The 18591-nt window shown below is 64.9% G+C and carries 18 protein-coding genes; 7 read left to right on the plus strand and 11 right to left on the minus strand.

Translation table 11 applies throughout. From position 1 onward, the window contains the following. Positions 1–42 precede the first annotated feature (42 nt). From G5S35_RS28875 to G5S35_RS28895, 5 genes are all read left to right on the plus strand, one after another. Entirely contained in the window at positions 43–939 is an 897-nt protein-coding gene (locus tag G5S35_RS28875; RefSeq protein WP_110328640.1) for an AraC family transcriptional regulator, read from the plus strand. Between the two features lie 73 nt (positions 940–1012). Further along, entirely contained in the window at positions 1013–1225 is a 213-nt protein-coding gene (locus G5S35_RS28880; protein WP_065060615.1) for a ParD-like family protein, read from the plus strand. Continuing rightward, positions 1222–1989 carry a type I methionyl aminopeptidase gene (gene map / locus G5S35_RS28885; RefSeq protein ID WP_074986227.1) on the plus strand — a complete coding sequence of 256 codons (768 nt, stop codon included), beginning with the start codon at positions 1222–1224 and terminating at the stop codon, positions 1987–1989. Before G5S35_RS28880 ends, map begins: the two co-directional genes overlap by 4 nt. A gap of 330 nt (positions 1990–2319) precedes the next feature. Next, entirely contained in the window at positions 2320–3060 is a 741-nt protein-coding gene (locus G5S35_RS39625; protein WP_237181561.1) for a DUF2325 domain-containing protein, read from the plus strand. 187 nt (positions 3061–3247) lie between these two features. Then, positions 3248–4312 (plus strand): fatty acid desaturase, encoded by a 1065-nt coding sequence (locus tag G5S35_RS28895; RefSeq protein WP_183039610.1) that lies wholly within the window; start codon positions 3248–3250, stop codon positions 4310–4312. A gap of 84 nt (positions 4313–4396) precedes the next feature. Here the strand turns inward: G5S35_RS28895 and G5S35_RS28900 are convergent, their stop codons facing one another. The 5 genes from G5S35_RS28900 to G5S35_RS28920 all read right to left on the minus strand — a co-directional run bounded on the left by G5S35_RS28900 (position 4397) and on the right by G5S35_RS28920 (position 8927). After that, positions 4397–5707, minus strand: coding sequence for an Nramp family divalent metal transporter (locus G5S35_RS28900; protein WP_074986230.1), 1311 nt, complete (start codon positions 5705–5707; stop codon positions 4397–4399). A 46-nt stretch (positions 5708–5753) separates the two neighbouring features. Next, entirely contained in the window at positions 5754–6377 is a 624-nt protein-coding gene (locus G5S35_RS28905) for a superoxide dismutase (RefSeq protein ID WP_074986231.1), read from the minus strand. 55 nt (positions 6378–6432) lie between these two features. After that, positions 6433–6921, minus strand: a complete 489-nt coding sequence (locus G5S35_RS28910) for a DUF2753 family protein (RefSeq protein WP_080180387.1) — start codon at positions 6919–6921, stop codon at positions 6433–6435. A 227-nt stretch (positions 6922–7148) separates the two neighbouring features. Then, the gene (locus G5S35_RS28915; protein ID WP_183039611.1) at positions 7149–7862 is read right to left on the minus strand and encodes a cation diffusion facilitator family transporter; all 714 of its coding nucleotides are present in this window, start codon (positions 7860–7862) and stop codon (positions 7149–7151) included. 174 nt (positions 7863–8036) lie between these two features. Further along, a complete protein-coding gene (locus tag G5S35_RS28920) occupies positions 8037–8927 on the minus strand; it encodes a LysR family transcriptional regulator (RefSeq protein WP_074986234.1) in 891 nt (296 codons plus the stop codon). A 113-nt stretch (positions 8928–9040) separates the two neighbouring features. On the opposite strand from G5S35_RS28920, the gene G5S35_RS28925 reads away from it, so the two are divergent. Then, a complete protein-coding gene (locus G5S35_RS28925) occupies positions 9041–10036 on the plus strand; it encodes a zinc-binding dehydrogenase (protein ID WP_183039612.1) in 996 nt (331 codons plus the stop codon). Between the two features lie 1064 nt (positions 10037–11100). Further along, complete coding sequence (locus tag G5S35_RS28930) at positions 11101–12501, plus strand: MFS transporter (protein WP_237181565.1); 1401 nt, start codon at positions 11101–11103, stop codon at positions 12499–12501. Between the two features lie 52 nt (positions 12502–12553). On the opposite strand, the gene G5S35_RS28935 is transcribed toward G5S35_RS28930, so the two are convergent. The 6 genes from G5S35_RS28935 to G5S35_RS28960 form a co-directional block, all read right to left on the minus strand. Beyond that, positions 12554–12775: a hypothetical protein gene (locus G5S35_RS28935; protein ID WP_065060586.1), complete on the minus strand. Its 222-nt coding sequence runs from the start codon at positions 12773–12775 to the stop codon at positions 12554–12556. 188 nt (positions 12776–12963) lie between these two features. Then, the gene (locus G5S35_RS28940) at positions 12964–13542 is read right to left on the minus strand and encodes a plasmid fertility inhibition factor family protein (protein ID WP_183039613.1); all 579 of its coding nucleotides are present in this window, start codon (positions 13540–13542) and stop codon (positions 12964–12966) included. 40 nt (positions 13543–13582) lie between these two features. Continuing rightward, positions 13583–14827 carry a serine hydroxymethyltransferase gene (glyA, locus tag G5S35_RS28945; RefSeq protein WP_183039614.1) on the minus strand — a complete coding sequence of 415 codons (1245 nt, stop codon included), beginning with the start codon at positions 14825–14827 and terminating at the stop codon, positions 13583–13585. Positions 14828–14985: 158 nt separating this feature from the next. Continuing rightward, positions 14986–16020, minus strand: a complete 1035-nt coding sequence (locus G5S35_RS28950; protein ID WP_183039615.1) for a GlxA family transcriptional regulator — start codon at positions 16018–16020, stop codon at positions 14986–14988. A 26-nt stretch (positions 16021–16046) separates the two neighbouring features. Continuing rightward, a complete protein-coding gene (locus G5S35_RS28955; RefSeq protein ID WP_183039616.1) occupies positions 16047–17438 on the minus strand; it encodes a purine-cytosine permease family protein in 1392 nt (463 codons plus the stop codon). 150 nt (positions 17439–17588) lie between these two features. Then, positions 17589–18368: an SDR family NAD(P)-dependent oxidoreductase gene (locus G5S35_RS28960; RefSeq protein ID WP_074987743.1), complete on the minus strand. Its 780-nt coding sequence runs from the start codon at positions 18366–18368 to the stop codon at positions 17589–17591. Between the last annotated feature and the right edge of the window lie 223 nt (positions 18369–18591).

Below are 18591 nucleotides of genomic sequence, written 5' to 3' on the forward strand. Positions count from 1 at the left end.
GGCGCACGTCGTCCGCCCACTTTCTCCGTCATTGTCCCGATCATGTCCGCTCCGCTCGCCGCGGCGATGCTGCGCTACACGCAGCGTCAGACCGCGCAAAGTCCCTACGCCACGGCCATCGACGGCGTGCTCATTCTTCGCTCCGATCACCCGACGCCGCCGTCCTACCGGCTCGCGAGTCCGGCGATGTGCATCGTCGCGCAGGGTGCGAAATGGGCGACGTTCGGCGGCAGCCAGCTCGAATACCGCGCGGGCCAGGCCTTGGTGGTCGGCGTGGAAGCGCCGTCGCTCGGCCGCGTGTTCGAAGCACGGCCCGACGAGCCTTGCCTCGTGCTGATCGTCGAACTCGATCTGGGCGAACTGCGCAGCGTGGTCGAGCAGATGCCGCGCCCGCCCGTGGCCGCCTCGCAGCGCGCGCGGGGCGTGCTGGTGACCGATTTCGACGGCCCGCTCGCCGACTGCGCGCTGCGCCTCGTGCGCCTGCTCGACACGCCCGAGGCGGTTGCGACCATCGCGCCGCTGATCCGGCGCGAGATGAGCTACTGGCTGCTGGCCGGGCCGCACGGCGGCGAGGTGGCGCGCTTCGCGCTCGCGGACAGCCCCTCGCAACGCGTGATGAACGCGATCCGTTCGCTGCGCCAGCGCTACGCCGCGCCGATTCACGTCGACGAACTCGCCTCGGTCGCGCAACTGAGCCGCTCGGCGTTTCATCGGCAATTCAAGGCGCTGACGTCGCTGACGCCGGTTCAATATCAGAAGCAGTTGCGCTTGCTCGAGGCGCGCCGGCTGATGCTGTCGCAGGCGATCGGCGTCGAGGCGGCGGCGTTCGCGGTCGGCTACGAGAGCGCGTCGCAGTTCAGCCGCGAGTACGCGCGCATGTTCGGCGCGCCGCCCAGCCGCGACACGAAGCAGTTGCGCCCCGCGCTCGAAGCGGGCTGAGCCAGATATCGCTTGCACGACTTGCTGCTCCGTATATATGATTCGTATATGGATCATATATACGGAGCAGCAAGTGGGCATTGTTAATATCGACGACGATCTGCACGATCAGATCCGCAAGGCGAGCGGCGTGTCGTGCCGCTCGATCAACGCGCAGGCGGCGTTCTGGATCAAGGTCGGCATGTTGTGCGAAATGAATCCGACGACGCCGTTCAACGAGATCGTCACGCGCGAACTGCGCGCCGCGGGCGTGGCGGCGGAAGCGCTCAAGGTGGCGTCTGCGTGACGAAGCGGCCAGAGGAAATCGCGCTGATGGCGGAGTCGGGCAAATTGCTCGCGGACGTGTTCGCGCGTCTGGACCGGCTGAGCCTGATCGGCATGTCGACGATGGCGGTGAACGATCTCGTCGACGGTCTCATCGTCAACGAACTCAAGGCGCGGCCGGCCAGCAAGGGGCAGTACGGCTACGCCTACGCGCTCAATGCGTCGCGCAATCATGTGGTGTGCCACGGCGTGCCGTCCGCGAGCGAGATCCTGCAAAGCGGCGACATCGTCAACTTCGACATCACGCTGGAGAAGAACGGCTATATCGCCGATTCCAGCAAGACCTATCTGGTCGGCGAAGTGTCGCCGCTCGCGAAACGCCTCGTGGATGTGACTTACGAGGCGATGTGGAAGGGCATTCGCGCGGTGCGTCCCGGCGCCACGCTCGGCGACGTGGGGCATGCGATCGAGCGGCACGCGCGGCGCAATGGCTATGCGGTCGTGCGGGAGTATTGCGGGCACGGCATCGGCCGCGAAATGCACGAAGATCCGCAGGTGCTGCACTGGGGCCGACCGCGCACGGGGCTGACGCTGCGCGAAGGGATGGTCTTTACCATCGAGCCGATGCTCAATCAGGGCCGCGCCGCCGTCGAGACCGAGGACGACGGCTGGACGGTCGTCACGCGCGACGGAAAACTGTCCGCGCAGTTCGAGCACACGGTCGCGGTGACGCGCAACGGCGTGCGCGTGCTGACGTTGCGGCCGGGCGAGCGCGTGGTCAATTGAGTCGCGACTGAGGAGTCGCGACTGCGCGGGCGTTTCTTCGCGTTCCGCGCCATTTAAATCTTTCGTGCTGTTACCTGCTTCATCCCGCTGCGGCGTCTCGCCGCGCGCCGCACGCTCGACTCCATCCGCCGCAAACGCCGACGCCACTGGCCGAAGGCAAGGCCGCACGCGTCCTCGAAGACCCATCCCCAGCGCATTGTCGCTCGCGCATCGCGCCGCGCATTCCCCCCAGCGTCGGGAGGGAGACTTCTGGTAAATGAGAATCATTGCTATTATGGCTGGGATCGAGACGAGCAATTCGGACGCGAATGCCTGCGAGGGTGAATGAACATGACGGCGACTGATCTGAACTGGGTGCGCCTGTGCGACGAGCACGGCAGGGTGGTTCGGGAACTGGGGCGGGCGCAACGGCGCGCGTCGGCCGTTATCGACGCGCAGGCGCAGAGAATCGCGGCGCTCGAAGCCCAGGCGATGCGACTGCGGGCCGCCGTGGTGATCCGCGAAACCGCGCTCGCGTGGACGCGCGACGAATTGCACGACGTGAAAACGGCGATTGCGGGGCTGCCGAAGCGCCTCGCGCTCGCCCAGCAGGTGCGCGTGCTCGAAGCAAGAGTGCACGCGCTGATGCGCCGCTCTCCCGAAGCGAAGCGCGCGCCGGTCGCCGCCTCGAACGCTTCAAGCGCTTCGAACGCCTCAAACGCCTCAAACGCCGCGAGCGAGCCGAGAACGGCTGCGCCGCCGACCGAGCGCAGGCGCGTCGTCATGTGGATCGCGCAGGACCGCGAAACCGCCCAGCACGCCGACGAAACCGCGCGCACCGAACGGGCGCTCGCGGAGAGCGGCGTGCGCCTCGTGCGCACGAACGCGGCCAGTGCGGAACAGCTCAAAGCGGGTCTTGCCGACGCCGATCTCGTCATCTGTCAGGCCGGCTGCGTGAGTCACGGCGACTGGTGGCGCGTGAAGGATTACTGCGCCCGAACGGGCAAGCAATGCATTCTGGTCGAGCACCCCGACGCGCTCGAACGCGTGACGGCATCGAGAAATACGGCATCGGTCGATAGCGCCGACTAGCCACTTTCAAAAACTTGATCTCTATCAATACGGCCCTCGGGATACTGATTAAAGGTTCCGGGTGCGCGGCGCGCCGCCCGAAAGGGCCGCGCCGCAAACGCATGATTGCCGCCCGCGCGTTTCGCACGCGCTCACGCGCCTGGCGTTGGCGGCCTGCTTCTTATTAATCATCGAGGTAATTCGAACTATGACTGCACCTGTCCAGCCTATACCGCCAGGTGACCCGCTGCCGCACCGCAAGATCCTGCGCTCGTGGCTGGTTTCGCTCTCGGGACGCACGACGGTCTATCCCATCGTCCTCCTGCTGATCGACTATGCGATCTTTGCCGCGCTGATCGCGCTCGTGGTGTTCGCGCGCAGCCTCTGGCTCAAGTTCGCCGGCGCGCTGCTTTCGGGCTTCGTGATCGGCCGTCTGTTCATCATCGGACACGACGCGTGCCATCAGAGCCTCACGCCGCGCCGCACGCTCAACAAATGGCTCGGCCGCATCGCGTTCCTGCCGTCGCTTACGCCGTACAGCCTCTGGGAAGTCGGGCACAACGTCGTGCACCACGGCTATACGAACCTCAAGGGTTTCGATTTCATCTGGGCGCCGCTGAGCCTCGCGGAATTCCGTGCGCTGTCGGGGCCGCGCCGCATGATGGAGCGCATCTATCGCAGCGGCTGGGGGCCCGGGCTCTACTACATGATCGAGATCTGGTGGCGCCGCATGTTCTTCCCGACCAAGGCCGCCATGCCGACGCGCCGTCCGGTGTTCTTCCGCGACTGCTGCCTCGTTGCCGTGTACGCGGTGTTCTGGCTGGGCGGCCTGGTCGCGGCCGCACTCGCGACGGGGCAATCGGTGTTCGTGCTGCTGGTGTTCGGCTTCGCGGTGCCGTTCCTGTTCTGGTGCTCGATGATCGGCTTCGTCGTCTACGTGCACCACACGCACGCGCGCGTGCGCTGGTACGACGACCGCACGGCGTGGGCGAACGCGCAGCCGTTCATCTCGACCACCGTGCATCTGACGTTCAAATGGCGTTTCGGCGCGCTGATGCATCACATCATGGAGCACACCGCGCACCATCTCGACATGAGCATTCCGCTGTACCGGCTCGAAGAGGCGCAATCGACGCTCGAAACGTTGCTGCCCGAGCGCATCGTGATCCAGCCGTTTTCGTGGCGCTGGTATTTTTCGACGGCGCAGCACTGCAAGCTCTACGATTTCAGCACGCAGCAGTGGACGGATTACCAGGGCCGCGCGTATTCGTGATGTGAGATCCAGGTAGCGCCAAACACAAAGCGGCGCGCGCCATCGAGGCGCGCGCCGCTTTTTTTGCATCGACGCAAACTGCGTTTACACGCTGCTCAGTCCCGGCAGCGCAATGCCCAGAGTCTGCAGCAGCAACACCGCGTTGAGCACCAGAACGACGCCCGTGGCGGCGATGGCCGCGATATCGGTGAAGCGTCCGTTGGCGAATTCGCCCATGATGTCGCGGCGGCGCGTGAAGCACACCAGCGCGATCATCGGCACCGGCAGCGCGAACGACAGCACGACCTGGCTGACGATCAGCGCCTGCGTCGCGTTCACGCCGAGCGCGACGACCACGAACGCGGGCAACATCGTCACGAGTCGACGCAGCCAGACCGGAATGCGAAAGCCGACGAAGCCCTGCATGATCATCTGCCCGGCCATCGTGCCGACGACCGAACTGGACACGCCCGAGCACAGCAGCGAGACGAGAAACAGCGAAGCGGCGCCCGCACCGAGCAGCGGCGTGAGCGTGCGATAGGCGGTGCCGATTTCCGCAATGTCGCTGTGGCTGCTGTGAAACGCGGCGCTCGCCATAATCACCATCGCCATGTTGACGAGCCCGGCCACTGACAGCGCGACGATTACTTCCAGATTCGAAAAGCGCACCAGCAAGCGCCGCTCGCGCGCATCGCCGCCGACGATGCGGTTCTGTGTCAGCCCCGAGTGCAGATAGATCGCGTGCGGCATCACCGTCGCGCCGACGATCCCCGCCGAAAGAATCAGCGCGCCGCCGCCGGGCATCGACGGAATCAGCGCATGGCGCGCGACGTCGCTCCACGCAACGGGCGCGATGAACATCTCGACGAGATAGCACAGGCCGATCACGGCAACGAGCGCGCCGATGGCGATTTCCATCGGACGGAAGCCGTTTTTCTCGAACAGGAGGATGGCGTAAGTGACGACGGCGGTGATCGCCATGCCGGCGATCAGCGGGAGATTGCAGAGCAGGGCGAGCGCGATTGCGCCGCCGAGGAATTCGGCGAGGTCGGTCGCCATGGCGGCCACTTCGCTCACGACCCACATCGCGTAGACGGCCGGACGCGAGAACTGCTCGCGGCACAGCTCCGCGAGATTGCGGCCGGTGACGATGCCGAGTTTCGCGGACAGCCCCTGAAACAGCATCGCCACGAGATTGGCCGCGAGCACGACCCACAGCAGCGAGTAGCCGAAGCCCGCGCCTGCCTGAATGTTCGTCGCGAAGTTGCCCGGGTCCATGTACGCGATCGACGCGATCACGGCCGGGCCTGCGAACAGCAGCATCGAACGCGGTCCGCGTGGGCCGCCCGCGAGCACTTCGCGGATCGCCGTGGTGGCACGCCCGGTGAGCGTGCAGCTGTCTGTCGCCGTGTTCATCGAGCCTCCCGCATGACGCCGGGCGCCATGCGCGTGTTGCGTGTCGTTATGCGCGTGCGGCGGCGTATCGGCGAGCGACTTCCGCCCAGTCGATGACGTTGTAGAAGGCGCCGATATATTCGGGACGCCGGTTCTGGTACTTCAGGTAGTAGGCGTGTTCCCAGACGTCGAGGCCGAGAATCGGCGTGTTGCCCGACATCAGCCCGGCCATCAGCGGACTGTCCTGGTTGCCCGTGCTTTCCACCACGAGCTTGCCATGAGGATTCACGCTGAGCCACGCCCAGCCGCTGCCGAAGCGCGTGAGCGCGGCCTTCGTGAAGGCGTCCTTGAACGCCGCGAAGCCGCCCAGATCGGCGTCGATCGCGGCGGCCAGCGCGCCATCGGGCTCGCCGCCGCCGCGCGGCGACATCACGGTCCAGAACAGGCTGTGATTGGCGTGGCCGCCGCCGTTGTTGCGCACAGCCGGACGCAGCGCTTCGGGCAGCGACTCGACGCGCGCGACCAGCGCTTCGACCGGTAGATCCTGAAACTCGGTGCCTTCGAGCGCGGCGTTGAGATTGTTGACGTAGGTCTGATGGTGCTTCGAGTGGTGAATCTCCATCGTGCGGGTATCGATGTGCGGTTCGAGCGCGTCGACCGCATACGGCAGATCCGGCAAAACATAGGACATCGAAAGACTCCTTGCGAGGCTGGCCGCGTGGCGCAGCAAAAAGTTCAGTGGAGGGTCAGTGCTGCGTGGGACCGTCGACGTTCAATGCGAGGCAGGCGCTACGCAGGACGCGCGTCACGAGCGGATGCGCGCCGTGACTTGCTACGTGAGCGACGAGCGCGAGGTGCGTTTCGCGACTGTGGCGCAACGCGGCCTGGCGCAGCGAGGCGGTTCGGGTGTTGTCGAGGATCAGCGCGATGAGCGCTTCGTGCGCGCGGCAGAGATAGCTGGCGGCCGTGTCGCTGTCGCCTTGATCGATATGCAGATCGGCGAGGTTGTGACATGAGACGACGAAGGCCGCCACGCAATCCTCCGCGTGCGCGGGCGGCGGCGCGGCGAGCAGTTGACGCGCGATCCACAGCGCTTCCTCGTGGCCCGCAAGCGACGAGGCCGCCCCGGTTTCGCGCGCCGCGGCGATTGCCCGGCGCGTGATGGTTTGCCACTGGGTCAGGCTCGAATCGCGTGCGGACGGGTGGCTGGGAGCAGGCATGGCGTGCCGTTGCATGATCGAGGCTCCTGTAGGTGCCCTTTACGCAGACCGGGTGTCTACGTCGTCAGGATTTGTAAATGATAACCATTATCATTTATTGTGGGCGGAATAACCGGAGCGGCAGTTGGGTTATGTCAGTTTTTGGCGGGGACGGAAGGCGATGGACGGAGGGGAGCGGCGCGCTTATGTCGCCGATGCGCGCCGATGTCTTAGTGTGGTGCGGCCAACGCCAGTAGCGGCGCTCAGGCCTCGATGCTGCCGCTTTGCCCGGCGGCGGCGCGTGCGCGGAGGGCGCGCGACGCCAGGTTTCTGAGGCGTCTGAGACCTTTGCGCACCGGGCTGTTGGCTGAAAAGAGCGCAGTGGCGAGCATGATGACGCCGATTAAGCCCGTCGCGATCTGGTCGAGCCCGCCGAAGCCCGCGAGGATGCCGCCCGCGCCCACGGCGGCCGCGCAGGCCGACAAGGCGTCGATGCGCGCGTGCCAGGCGCTCGCGCTCAGGACGCTCGCCGCGTGGGCGTCGGTATCGGAAACCGACTCGGCGGTCGCCCCGAGCCGACGCGCCATGTACTCGCGGATCGCGATGACCGGCAACGCCGCAAGCAGCACCCAGCTTTCCGAGCTTCCACCAGTCGTCGCCGATGTTGCCGCTGCCGCTGCCGCAGTCGGATCGCCGGAGAACGCGCCCATGCCCTGCGCGAGAAGCGTCGCGCCTGCGAACGCGGATAGCGCCGTGCACAGCGTGGCCGGCGTCCACGACAGGGCGCGTGCGGGCATCCCGCGCCATTGCCGCAGGCGCAGAAAGAGCGAAGCGAACAGCACCGCGTCGACGAGCAGATCGACGAGCGTATGCGTGCCGTCGGCGATGATGGCCCGCGAATCCGCGCACCAGCCGATCGTGAGCTGCAGGGCCACCAGCGTGGCGCTCGCGAGGACGCTGAAACGGACGGCGCGCACGGATGCCCGATCGCACACTGGAGTGACGGATTGCATGCGAATCGCAGAGGGGAGTTTTCGTGACCCCCGAGCGTACAAGCCGCTTATGGCATGTTGATGACGGTGGGCGTCGCGGCTGCGGTTTGATGCGTGCGCAACGATCCATGCACTCCGCCCGTCGCCGTCGCCATCGTTTCAGCTCGCGTCCGCGAATGCCGTCAGCAGAAAATCCATCAGCAGTTTGACGCGCATGGGCACGCGCCGGCCGGCGGGATGCACCAGATGCGTGGGCAGCGAGTCGCGCTGAAACTGTGGCAGCAGCACCTGCACGTCGCCGGTGGCGATCTCCGGCGCGACGACCCACGCTGGCACTTGCGCCACGCCGAGCCCGCTGAGAATGGCCGCGCGAATCTGCTCGGCGTCGCCGGTCGTGAACGGGCCGCGCGGCAGGTAGGCCATCGCCTCGTCGCCCGAGCCGAATATCCACGGACGACGCTCCCGGCCATGCGCGAAGACCACGCACGCGTGCGCATCGAGGTCGTCGGGATGCGCGGGCGCGGCATGCGTCGCAAGATAGGCGCGGCTCGCCACGAGCACGAACGGCGAGTCGCACAGTTTGCGGGCGATCATCGCCGAATCCTGCATGCGGCCGTGGCGCACGGCGAGATCGATGCCGTCGCCGATCAGATCGACCTGGCGCTCCGAGACCGACATCTGGATTTCCACATCCGGATAGCGCCGGAAGAACGCGGGCAGCAGCGGCGTGATGCACAGGCGTCCGTGCACGGGCGACGTGCTGAGCCGGATCAGGCCGCGTGGTGACTGCTGCCGCACGCCGACCGCCGATTCCGCGAGATCGAAATCGTCGAGCAGCGCCTTTGCCGAAGCGTAAAACGCCTGCCCGGCGTCCGTGACGCTCACGCGGCGCGAGGTGCGCGCAAGCAGCGGCGCGCCCAGATAGCGCTCCAGCGCGCCGATCTGCTTGCTGACGGCCGGTTGCCCCATGCCTTCGGCGCGCGCCACGGCCGTGAAACTGCCGGTCTCGACCAGCCTGACGAAGAGGCGCATCGCATCGAGTCGATCCACGGGGTTGTTCCTTGTCGTCAATTCCAGAATGGAATGGATGGTATGTCCATTGTGGCCATTTTCGCAATGGATGCGGACCGTTAAGGTGAGGCTTTTTCGGGAGGAACAGAACGATGAAAGCGATTTGCGTGACCGCGACGCGGGACCTGGAAGTGCGTGACGTGCCGGCTCCGGCGCAGGCGGCGGCGGGCCATGTAGTGATCGAGATGACGGCGTCGGCGATCAATCACGGCGACAAGACCTTTCTCAAGCGGCCCGCGTCGGTGGGCGTCGCGCTGCCCGCGATTCAGCATGACGTCTGGGGCGCGTCGGGCGCGGGCAAGGTGATCGCCGTCGGGGAAGGCGTGCCGTCGCGCTACGTCGGCCGTCAGGTGGCGATCTACCGCTCGCTCGGGCGCAGCGCGCAAAGCGTGGGCTTGTGGTCGGAGCGTGCGCAGGTGCCGTACACCAGTTGCCTGATCCTGCCCGACCACGTCGAGTCGCGCGATTACAGCGGCTCGCTCGTCAACGTCATGACGGCCTACGCCTTTATCGAGGAGAGCGTCGCGGCCGGACATCGCGGCATCGTGGTGACGGCGGGGCATTCGGCGACCGGCAATGCGCTGGCGGTACTCGCTCGCCGTCGCGGCCTGCCGGCCATTTTCCTCGTGCGCACCGACGCGGCGCGCGATGCGCTGCGCGCGGCGGGCGTCGAGCACGTGATCGTGACCGGCGCAGGCTTCACGGCTGAACTCGCCGAACGCGCGCCCAAACTCGACGCGACGGCCGTGTTCGATGGCGTCGGCGGCAGTTTGCTCAGCGAAGTCGCCACGGCGTTGCCGGTGAATTCGACCATCTGGTGCTACGGCTTTCTGGACGGGGCGTCGCCAGTCTCGTTTCCGAGCGCGCTGGTGATGATGAAGAATCTCGTCATCCGCCGCTTCAGCAATTTCGACAGCGCCACCGTCAAGGATCGTGGGCGGCTGGAGGCCGCGCTGCAGGCGCTGGAAACGGTGATCGACGATCCGCTGTTTCGCACGCGCATCGGCGACACGTTCCGTTATGCGCAGATCGACGCGGCGATGGCGTACGAAGGCGCGGGTGGCGCGAAGGCCGTGCTGGTGCCGTGAGGCAGTTCCGGCGGGCGTCGCTCACGCTTCGGATCGCGCTCGACGCGCCAGGCGTTGCTCGCTCCGGGCGTGGACCGGATATGCATGCTCGGCATGATGGCCGTTCATGTGGGGATTCAGCAAAACGACGCAAGCGATGACATAAAAAGCCGTCGCGACCGGGGTGGACGCGACGGAAAGACCTTTTCCGGAGCGGAATCGATCTGGAGGTATCCGCGGCAACCACGCCACGGACACGAAAACGGTAACAGGGCGACGGATGCACGTCCATTTACGTAAATTACGACGGCTTACGTAGCGGATAGATGCGAGGGTGTCCAGCGAATCAATCGTTCTGGCAACTTATCCGGAATATTTGGAAATGAAGTGTTGGCTGTAGCGATTTAGCGCAGTTGATGCAAATCTTACCGTCGATTACCGTCTTGGCACGCCGTCATTCACGAACGGCGATACGCTGGAATCTGAGAGATCTCCATTGACCGACGAGTTCGCATGCCGCACTGGCGGCGGGCGGACTCGTTTGTCGCCTTCCTGAATCGGCGCTTCAAAAGCATTCACCGCGTTAAAGCACGACGAAACCACGCTCGCCTGTCATGTTTATGCAAGCCTGTTTCGCCAGTTGGCGTGATTGCACAAAAATAATCACTGCCTTAACATACGCCGGTCGCCGCAATGGTGATCGTAAGCGTTTACGTCAATCAACGCGTAACTGATCGTCAGCCTGTGGCTTGGGGCGATGATGCACTACGCCCGATTGCCGCCATGAAACCGCTTTTCGACTTTCTCGTTGTCATACCCGCCAGTTTCCTTTCGCACGTTATCGATTTCGGTGATGCCGGTCGATGGGCGAAATCGCGTTCGTCTTCAGCCATTGACGCCGCGTCTTTTCGTCCCAGTGAATCTATTCGGCGTATTTATTCGTAATCCGGATTGAATATTCGAAAGGAGTGGGCCATGACCATTACTCGCATCGATAGCACCGATATTCGCGCCGCGCTGGCCGGGATCGCGTTCGAATCGTTTTATTCGCGTCATTAAAAACGACGCACCGCCGGAGTCTGAGATTGCAAACGCACATTGAACAACCGCAACGCCCGGCAGAAGGGCAAGGCTTGCCGGAGCGCCAACGATGGCTCGTCATGGGCTGCATTCTGCTCGGCATTCTGCTGAGCAACCTCGACAGCGCCATCGCCAATATCGCGCTGCCCACGCTCGTCCGCGAACTCGGGACCAGCGATGCGGCGGTCGTGTGGGTCGTGAACGGTTATCAGCTTGCCGTGGCCGTGTGTCTGCTGCCTGCGGCGGCGCTGGGCGAGATTGTCGGGCATAAGCGCATTTACGCCATCGGGCTGGTGCTGTTCCTGATCGGCTCGGTGTGCTGCGCGAGTGCGCCGTCGCTGTCGTTTCTCGTGGCCGCGCGCGTGCTCCAGGGCGTGGGCGGCGCGTGTCTCGCGGCATTGGGTCCGGCGCTCGTCAGGTCGATTTATCCGCGTAGTCTGATCGCGCGTGGCTTTGCGTCGATTGCGCTGGTGGTGGCGATGTCGGGTGCATTGGGCCCGACGGTGGCGGCGCTCATTCTCTCGGTTGCCGCGTGGCCGTGGCTCTTTCTCGTCAACGTGCCGGCCTGCGTCGTGGCGATTCCGCTGTTTCTCGCCGTCGCGCCACGCGGTCAGGGCGTCGCGCGTCCATTCGATCTGTCGGGCGCGTTGCTCAACGCGATTGCCTTGGGCCTGCTCGTACTGGGCGTCGATATTCTCGGCCACGATACGGGCCGGGCAATCGCCATGCTGGCGGTGGGCGCGGTGTTCCTGATGGGCCTCGTCTGGCATCAAAGCCGGCGGGCGGCGCCGCTGCTGCCGCTGGATCTGCTGCGCATTCCGGTGATTGCGCTTTCGGGCGCGACATCGGTCTGTTCGTACGCGGCGCAGATCATCGCGTACATCTCGGTTCCGTTCCTGTTGCAGACCTTGCTGCATCGCTCGGCGGTCGAGACGGGCTTGCTGGTCACGCCCTGGCCGCTGCTCGTCGCCGTGGCGGCGCCCATCGCCGGCCGTCTTTCGGCGCGCTATCCGGCGGCGGTGCTCGGCAGCGTGGGCCTGGCAGTGCTGGCCTGCGGCCTCGTCTCGCTGGCGATGCTGCCGGCGTCGCCCGGCGACCTCGACATCGCGATCCGCATGGCGGTGTGCGGCGCGGGCTTCGGCTTCTTCCAGACGCCGAACAACACCACCATGATGACGTCCGGACCGGTCGCGCGCAGCGGCGCGGCGGGCGGACTCGTGGCGGTGGCGCGAACGGTGGGCTGGTGTCTCGGCTCGTCGCTCGTGACGATGCTGTTCCAGTTGAACGTTGCCGACCGGACGACCAAATGTCTCGCTGTGGCGGCGGCCTTCGCCGCAGCGGGCGCGGTCGTCAGTCTCGCGCGTGGCTTGACGACGAGTGGCGCGAGCGTGCCGACGCGCAGCTAGGCGAATCGCCTCGGTGTTCAGGCGCGCGCGTGCGGCCTGAGCACCGCTAGCCTCAGTCGGTGATGGCGATGTGCGTGCTGTCGTTGGCGTCGAGCCGGATCTCGTTGACGCGGCCGGCGCGCACGTCGAGCAGCAACCGGTCCAGCGCCTCGACCTTGGCGGGATCGCGCCCGACCGGCTTGATGAGGGTCGGCGCGCTGCCGCCGCGCGCCGTCGCGTGGGCCTCCAGCAGCAGGTGGATGACTTCCTCGCGGGTCATGAAGATGCGGTTCATGCGGTTTCCCCTGTGTGACGAAAACGATGGCCGGTTCGCCGGGCGGATTGCCGCGCCGTGGTCCGGTCCGTTATCTGGTCTGGTATTCGTATTCTGTCCGAGGGAATTGTACTCGGGCGCGGTGCAATCGGCTCCGGAACTCGACGACGCCGGACGCGAGGTCGACGCGCGCGTGCAAGCCGCCGCGCTCAATGCGCGCTTTGGATAGCCGATGCGCCGTTGAGCGGCGCATCGCGACGACCGAAACCAGGTGGCGGCAGGATTTCGGAAACGCGCATCCACCGACTGCGGCGCGTACCGGCGAGCCGCGCGAGCAAGGGCGCATCGGACACCGCGCATTCGACGGGAAAACACGGCGTGCCATGCGATGCGAGCCACAGCGCGCGCGCCACGCCGTCGATCACCGAAATGTAGGGACGTGCCGTGGCATGCGCAGCGACAAGGCGGGGCCGCACGCCGCAGCGCACTTCCACGAGCGGCACGGGATCGCTGATGCCGAGCCGGAAACCTTCCTCGGCCAGCTCGATCTTTTCGTTGAACATTGCGTCGTCGCGGCCTCGGGCCGGAAACGCGCGCATCGCGTCGGGCAGGTCGTTGCGCCACAAACCGAATAGCGCGTCGCGCCGAACCTCGACGACCGCGCGTTCGTCGTTGCCGAACTCGGTGCGGCTGACGCTCATGAAGACCTCGCCCTGGCCGGTCGTGACCTTGAACAGGGCGAGTGTCTGGCCGTTGGCCGCGCGATGCGGACCGAGATAGGTTTGCACGACGATGTCCTGATGAACGAGGCGGCGGCGCGTGCGCGACTCAGCTATACACGGGGAAGCGCGTCGTCAGTTCGGCGACCTGCGCTTTGACGCGCTCGATCGTGGCGGCGTCGTTCGGGGCTTCGAGTACGTCGGCGATCAAGTTGCCTACGCGCTCCGCTTCCTTCACGCCGAAGCCGCGCGTGGTCATCGCCGGCGAGCCCAGACGGATACCGCTCGTCACGAACGGCTTTTCCGGATCGTTCGGGATCGCGTTCTTGTTCACGGTGATATGCGCCGCGCCCAGCACCGCTTCCGCAGCCTTGCCGGTGATGTTCTTCGCGCGCAGATCGACCAGCATCACGTGGCTTTCCGTGCGGCCCGAAACGATACGCAGACCGCGCTTGACCAGCGTTTCAGCCAGCACGCGCGCGTTCTCGACCACTTGCTGCTGATAGGTCTTGAACTCCGGCGTCGCGGCTTCCTTGAACGCCACGGCCTTGCCCGCGATCACGTGCATCAGCGGACCGCCCTGAATACCCGGGAAGATCGCCGAGTTGATGGCCTTTTCGTGCTCGGCCTTCATCAGGATCACGCCGCCGCGCGGGCCGCGCAGGCTCTTGTGCGTGGTCGTGGTGACGAAGTCGGCGAACGGCACCGGGTTCGGGTAGACGCCCGCGGCGATCAGGCCCGCGTAGTGCGCCATGTCGACCATGAAGTACGCGCCGACGGCCTTGGCGACCTTGGCGATGCGCTCGAAGTCGATGCGCAGCGCGAACGCCGACGCGCCCGCGATGATCAGCTTCGGCTTCGTTTCGTGCGCGCGCTTTTCGAGCGCGTCGTAGTCGATGTCTTCGTTGGCATCGAGCCCGTAGCTCACGACGTTGAACCACTTGCCGCTCATGTTGAGCGCCATGCCGTGCGTGAGGTGGCCGCCTTCGGCGAGGCTCATGCCCATGATGGTGTCGCCCGGCTTCAGGACGGCGAAGAACACGCCCTGGTTGGCCTGCGAGCCGGAGTTCGGCTGGACGTTGGCGGCTTCCGCGCCGAACAGCGCCTTGACGCGGTCGATCGCGAGCTGCTCGACGATATCGACGTTTTCGCAGCCGCCGTAATAACGCTTACCGGGATAGCCTTCGGCGTATTTGTTGGTGAGCTGCGAACCCTGCGCGGCCATGACGGCGGGCGAGGTGTAGTTTTCCGACGCGATGAGCTCGATGTGCTCTTCCTGGCGGCGGTTCTCGAGTTCGATCGCGGCGAAGAGTTCGGGATCGACGTTGGCGATGGAAACGGCGCGTTTGAACATGGTTTTCCAGTTTCGGTTTGACGAGGCAGCCGCGATATCGGGCGGTGTATCGGCTCTCAGGTTCCAGCGTGGTGTTGATTGCCCCAGGCCGTGCAGCTATTTAAGAACATGCGCGCCGGGCGCGATAGAACGATTGCGACAAGCCGCAGGGATGGGTTTCAGGCTTCGCACATTGCGCTATCGAGCGCATGCGGACGCGTGGTGCGATAAGCGCCCGGCGACGCGTCGAATTCCTTGCGAAACTCGCGCCCGAGATGCGAGGCGTCCGAGAATCCGCACGACATGGCGATATCGGCAACCGTGCGGTCGGAGCCGGTCAGCATCCACGCGGCCATGCGCACGCGCATCTGGCGGCCGTAGACATTGGGCGATTTGCCGGTCTCGGCAACGAACAGCCGCTCGAGCTGGCGCACGGAGGTGTCGACGCGCCGCGCCAGTTCGGTCAGCGAGAGCGGATTCGCGATGTGCTGTTCCATGATGAGAATCGCGCGGCGCACCTTCGGATGCGAAGCGGGATCGAGACCCGGCGGATAGGGTTGGGGCGCGTTGCCGCGCTGCGCATCGTCGACGATCAGGATGCGCTGGGCTTTCTGCACGATCGCCGCGTCGAGATGCCGTAAAAGAATCGCGGCGGCCACGTCGATCGACGCGCGACCGCCCGAGCAGGTGATGCGCGCGCGATCGATCACGAACAGACGGTCGGCGATCAGGTTCGATTCGGGAATCAAGGGAAAGCGCTCGACGAAATCCCAATAGTGAAACCAGCTCACGCAGATCCGGTAGCCGTCCATCACGCCCGCGCGGGCGAGCGCGAATGCGCCCGTGCAGATGCCGACCAGCGTGGCGCCGCTCGCGGCGGCGGCGCGAATGAAGCGATGCGTCGCCTCGCTGGCCGAGGGCCCGGAATGCAGCAGACCGCCCACCACCAGCAGGTAATCGAACGTGCCGGTTTCGTCGAAGGTCGTCCACGGCGTGACCTGAATGCCGCAACTGGCGCGAATGGGCGCGAGCGATTCGGCGACGATGGTCCACGAGCAGCGCACGGGGCGGCTCATATCGCCGTCGTCGCTCGCGAGGCGCAGCAGATCGACGAATCCCGAGAACGCGGTCAGCGTGAAATTCGGCAGCAGGACAATGCCGAATCGAATCGGCTGACGCGTTTCGGAATGAAGAGGGGCGATCGGGTGAGACATGGAAAACCGGAGTTAAACGCCGCGATTCAGTGCGGCTGCATCGCGTCGTGCTCGACGGCGACGACGTTGCGGGCCGTGCGTGCGCGCAGTCCGAACGTGACGTAATAGAGTACGCCGGGCACGAGCAGGCTCGGAATCCAGCTCACATCCGCGCCGATGAGTTTCGCGAAGTAGCTGTGATAGAACGAGAGGTCCATGAATGGCAGCGTGCTGGCGAATCCGGCGCAGTAGATTGCGATGGTCTTGTAGTTGAAAGTGCCGTAGTGGCCGCGCGCGTCGTACATGTCTTTCACGCTGTATGCGCCGCGGCGCACGAGGTAGTAATCGACGAGATTGATCGAACTCCAGGGCACCAGCACATAAATCTGCGCGTTGAGAATATCGGCGAAATAGTCGGAGAAGTGATATTGCGTGGCGATTGCGATCCACGTCGAAACGGCGAAAAGCAGAAACAGCACGCCGAATTTGGTGGAGCGGCGAATGCGCGTCATGCTGCGAAAGCCGCTGAAAATCGTCACCGACGACATATACGCGCTATACAGGCTCAATACGTTGAAAACGAGTACGCCGAGCACGATTACAATGAGCGCCGGGCGCGCCCAGCCGCCGAACAACGCGGCGATGGCCGTGCCGGGATCGTTGACCACGGAGGTCGATACCGTGGCGAGCACCGCGCCCAACACCATCACGGCGAGCGAGCCGAGCAGGCCGCCCAGATAGGTGTACCAGAACGTGTCGCGCGTGCGCACGCTGTCCGGCAGATAGCGCGAATAGTCCGCGACGTAAGGGCCGAAACCGAGCGTCCACGAAGCCGCTTGCGCGACCACGAGATTGAAAGCGCCCACGGAAAAGCCGTGTTTCGCGGTTTGCAGCGTGACGTGCACGTGCGGCGAGAAAACCAGAATCAGCGCGGTGGCCGCGAAGACGAGAATCGACAGCACCGTCATGGTCGCGCCAAAGCGGTGAATCAATTCATAGCCGATATAGCTGATCACGAACGTCAACCCGCCGAATACGATAATCGCGGCATTGTCGGACATCGGGTAAATCGACTTGATCGATTCGCGCATCACTACGCCGTCGGCGGCGACGAACAGCACATAGGCGAGCGTCACGATCACGAGCGGCAATGCCGCGCCATACACGCCGAATTGCGCGCGGCTCTGGATCATCTGCGGAATGCCCAGATGCGGCCCTTGCGCGGAATGCGCCGCCATGAAAATCGTGCCGATCACATTGCCTACGACGAGCGCGACGAGCGTCCACGCGAGACTCATGCCCGCGACGATGCCCAGCGTGCCGACCACCAGTGCGGTCACCTGCATGTTGGCGCTGAACCAGATCGTAAACAGCCGCTTGGGCGTGCCGTAACGCTCGCCATGCGGAATAAATTCGATGCTGCGATTTTCGACATCCATGACGGGGTCTCCCTCCGGGTTGACCGTCACGCGTGCGTGCATGGCGCGCGTGACGGTGTGATGCGCCCACTCTAGGAGAGGCTTTTTTTGGCCACTATCGGATATCGGCAACCCAGGGTCGATACGGAACGCGGGGCGCGGCGCGAAGAATCAGAGCGCGGAAAAACCGTTGTCCACGAAGAGATGTGCGCCATTCACGAAACTCGATTCGTCAGACGCAAGAAAGAGCGCGGCGGCGGCCACTTCGGACGGTTCGCAGAGTCGGCCCTGTTGCTGCGCGATCGAGTTTTCCGACACATCGACGCCCATCGCGCGCAATTGATCGATTTCGCGAATTCCGTGCGGCGTGCGAATGAAACCCGGCGCGATGGCGTTGCAGCGGATGCCGCGTTCGCGATATTCGATCGCGATCGCGCGCGCGAACATATGGCAGGCGCCCTTGGTGGTGTCGTACAGCACTTCGCCGGGCGTCGCGCACACGGCGGAAATCGACGACGTGCAAATGATCGTGCCCGCCGCTTTTTCCAGCATTTGCGGCAGGACCGCCTGCGTCATCAGATACATGCTTTTGACGTTGACGGCCATGAGCCAGTCCCATTCGTCTTCTTCGATATCGAGGAATGGTTTGACGATCAGGGTGCCCGCGTGATTGAACAGCACGTCGGCGGGGCCGAAGGTTTCGCGCGCGGCGGCAACGGCACGCGCGACGTCCTGTTTGCGCGCGACATCGGCGCCAAAACCGGCGGCGCTCAAACCTTCGTCGCGCAGTATCGAGGCGAGCGTTTCGGCGGCGTCGCCGTCACGGTCGATGATCGCGACGCGCGCACCCTGCCGCGCGAACAGCGTCGAAGCGGCCGCGCCGCATCCTCCCGCACCGCCACTGATGATGGCGACCTTGCCGGCGAGCCGGCCGTCGAGTCGAGCGTTCATGATTCGTTATCCTGTGTTGCATGGCGCATGAGCGCGCCAAGGGCCAGTCGGCGCGACCGCTCGAAAGCGGCGCGGCGTGCGCATCGCAGATTAGATTTCGGCTGAACGCGTGACTATCGGATTTCGGCAATCGCGGGTTTTCCCCGGTTTTTGCAGGGTATTTTGACGCGCGAGGGTTTTCGCTAGAATGGACCGGATAGTGAATGAGTGAATTCCGAGTTCC

The organism is Paraburkholderia tropica (assembly GCF_014171495.1).
Classification (GTDB): Bacteria; Pseudomonadota; Gammaproteobacteria; order Burkholderiales; family Burkholderiaceae; genus Paraburkholderia; species Paraburkholderia tropica.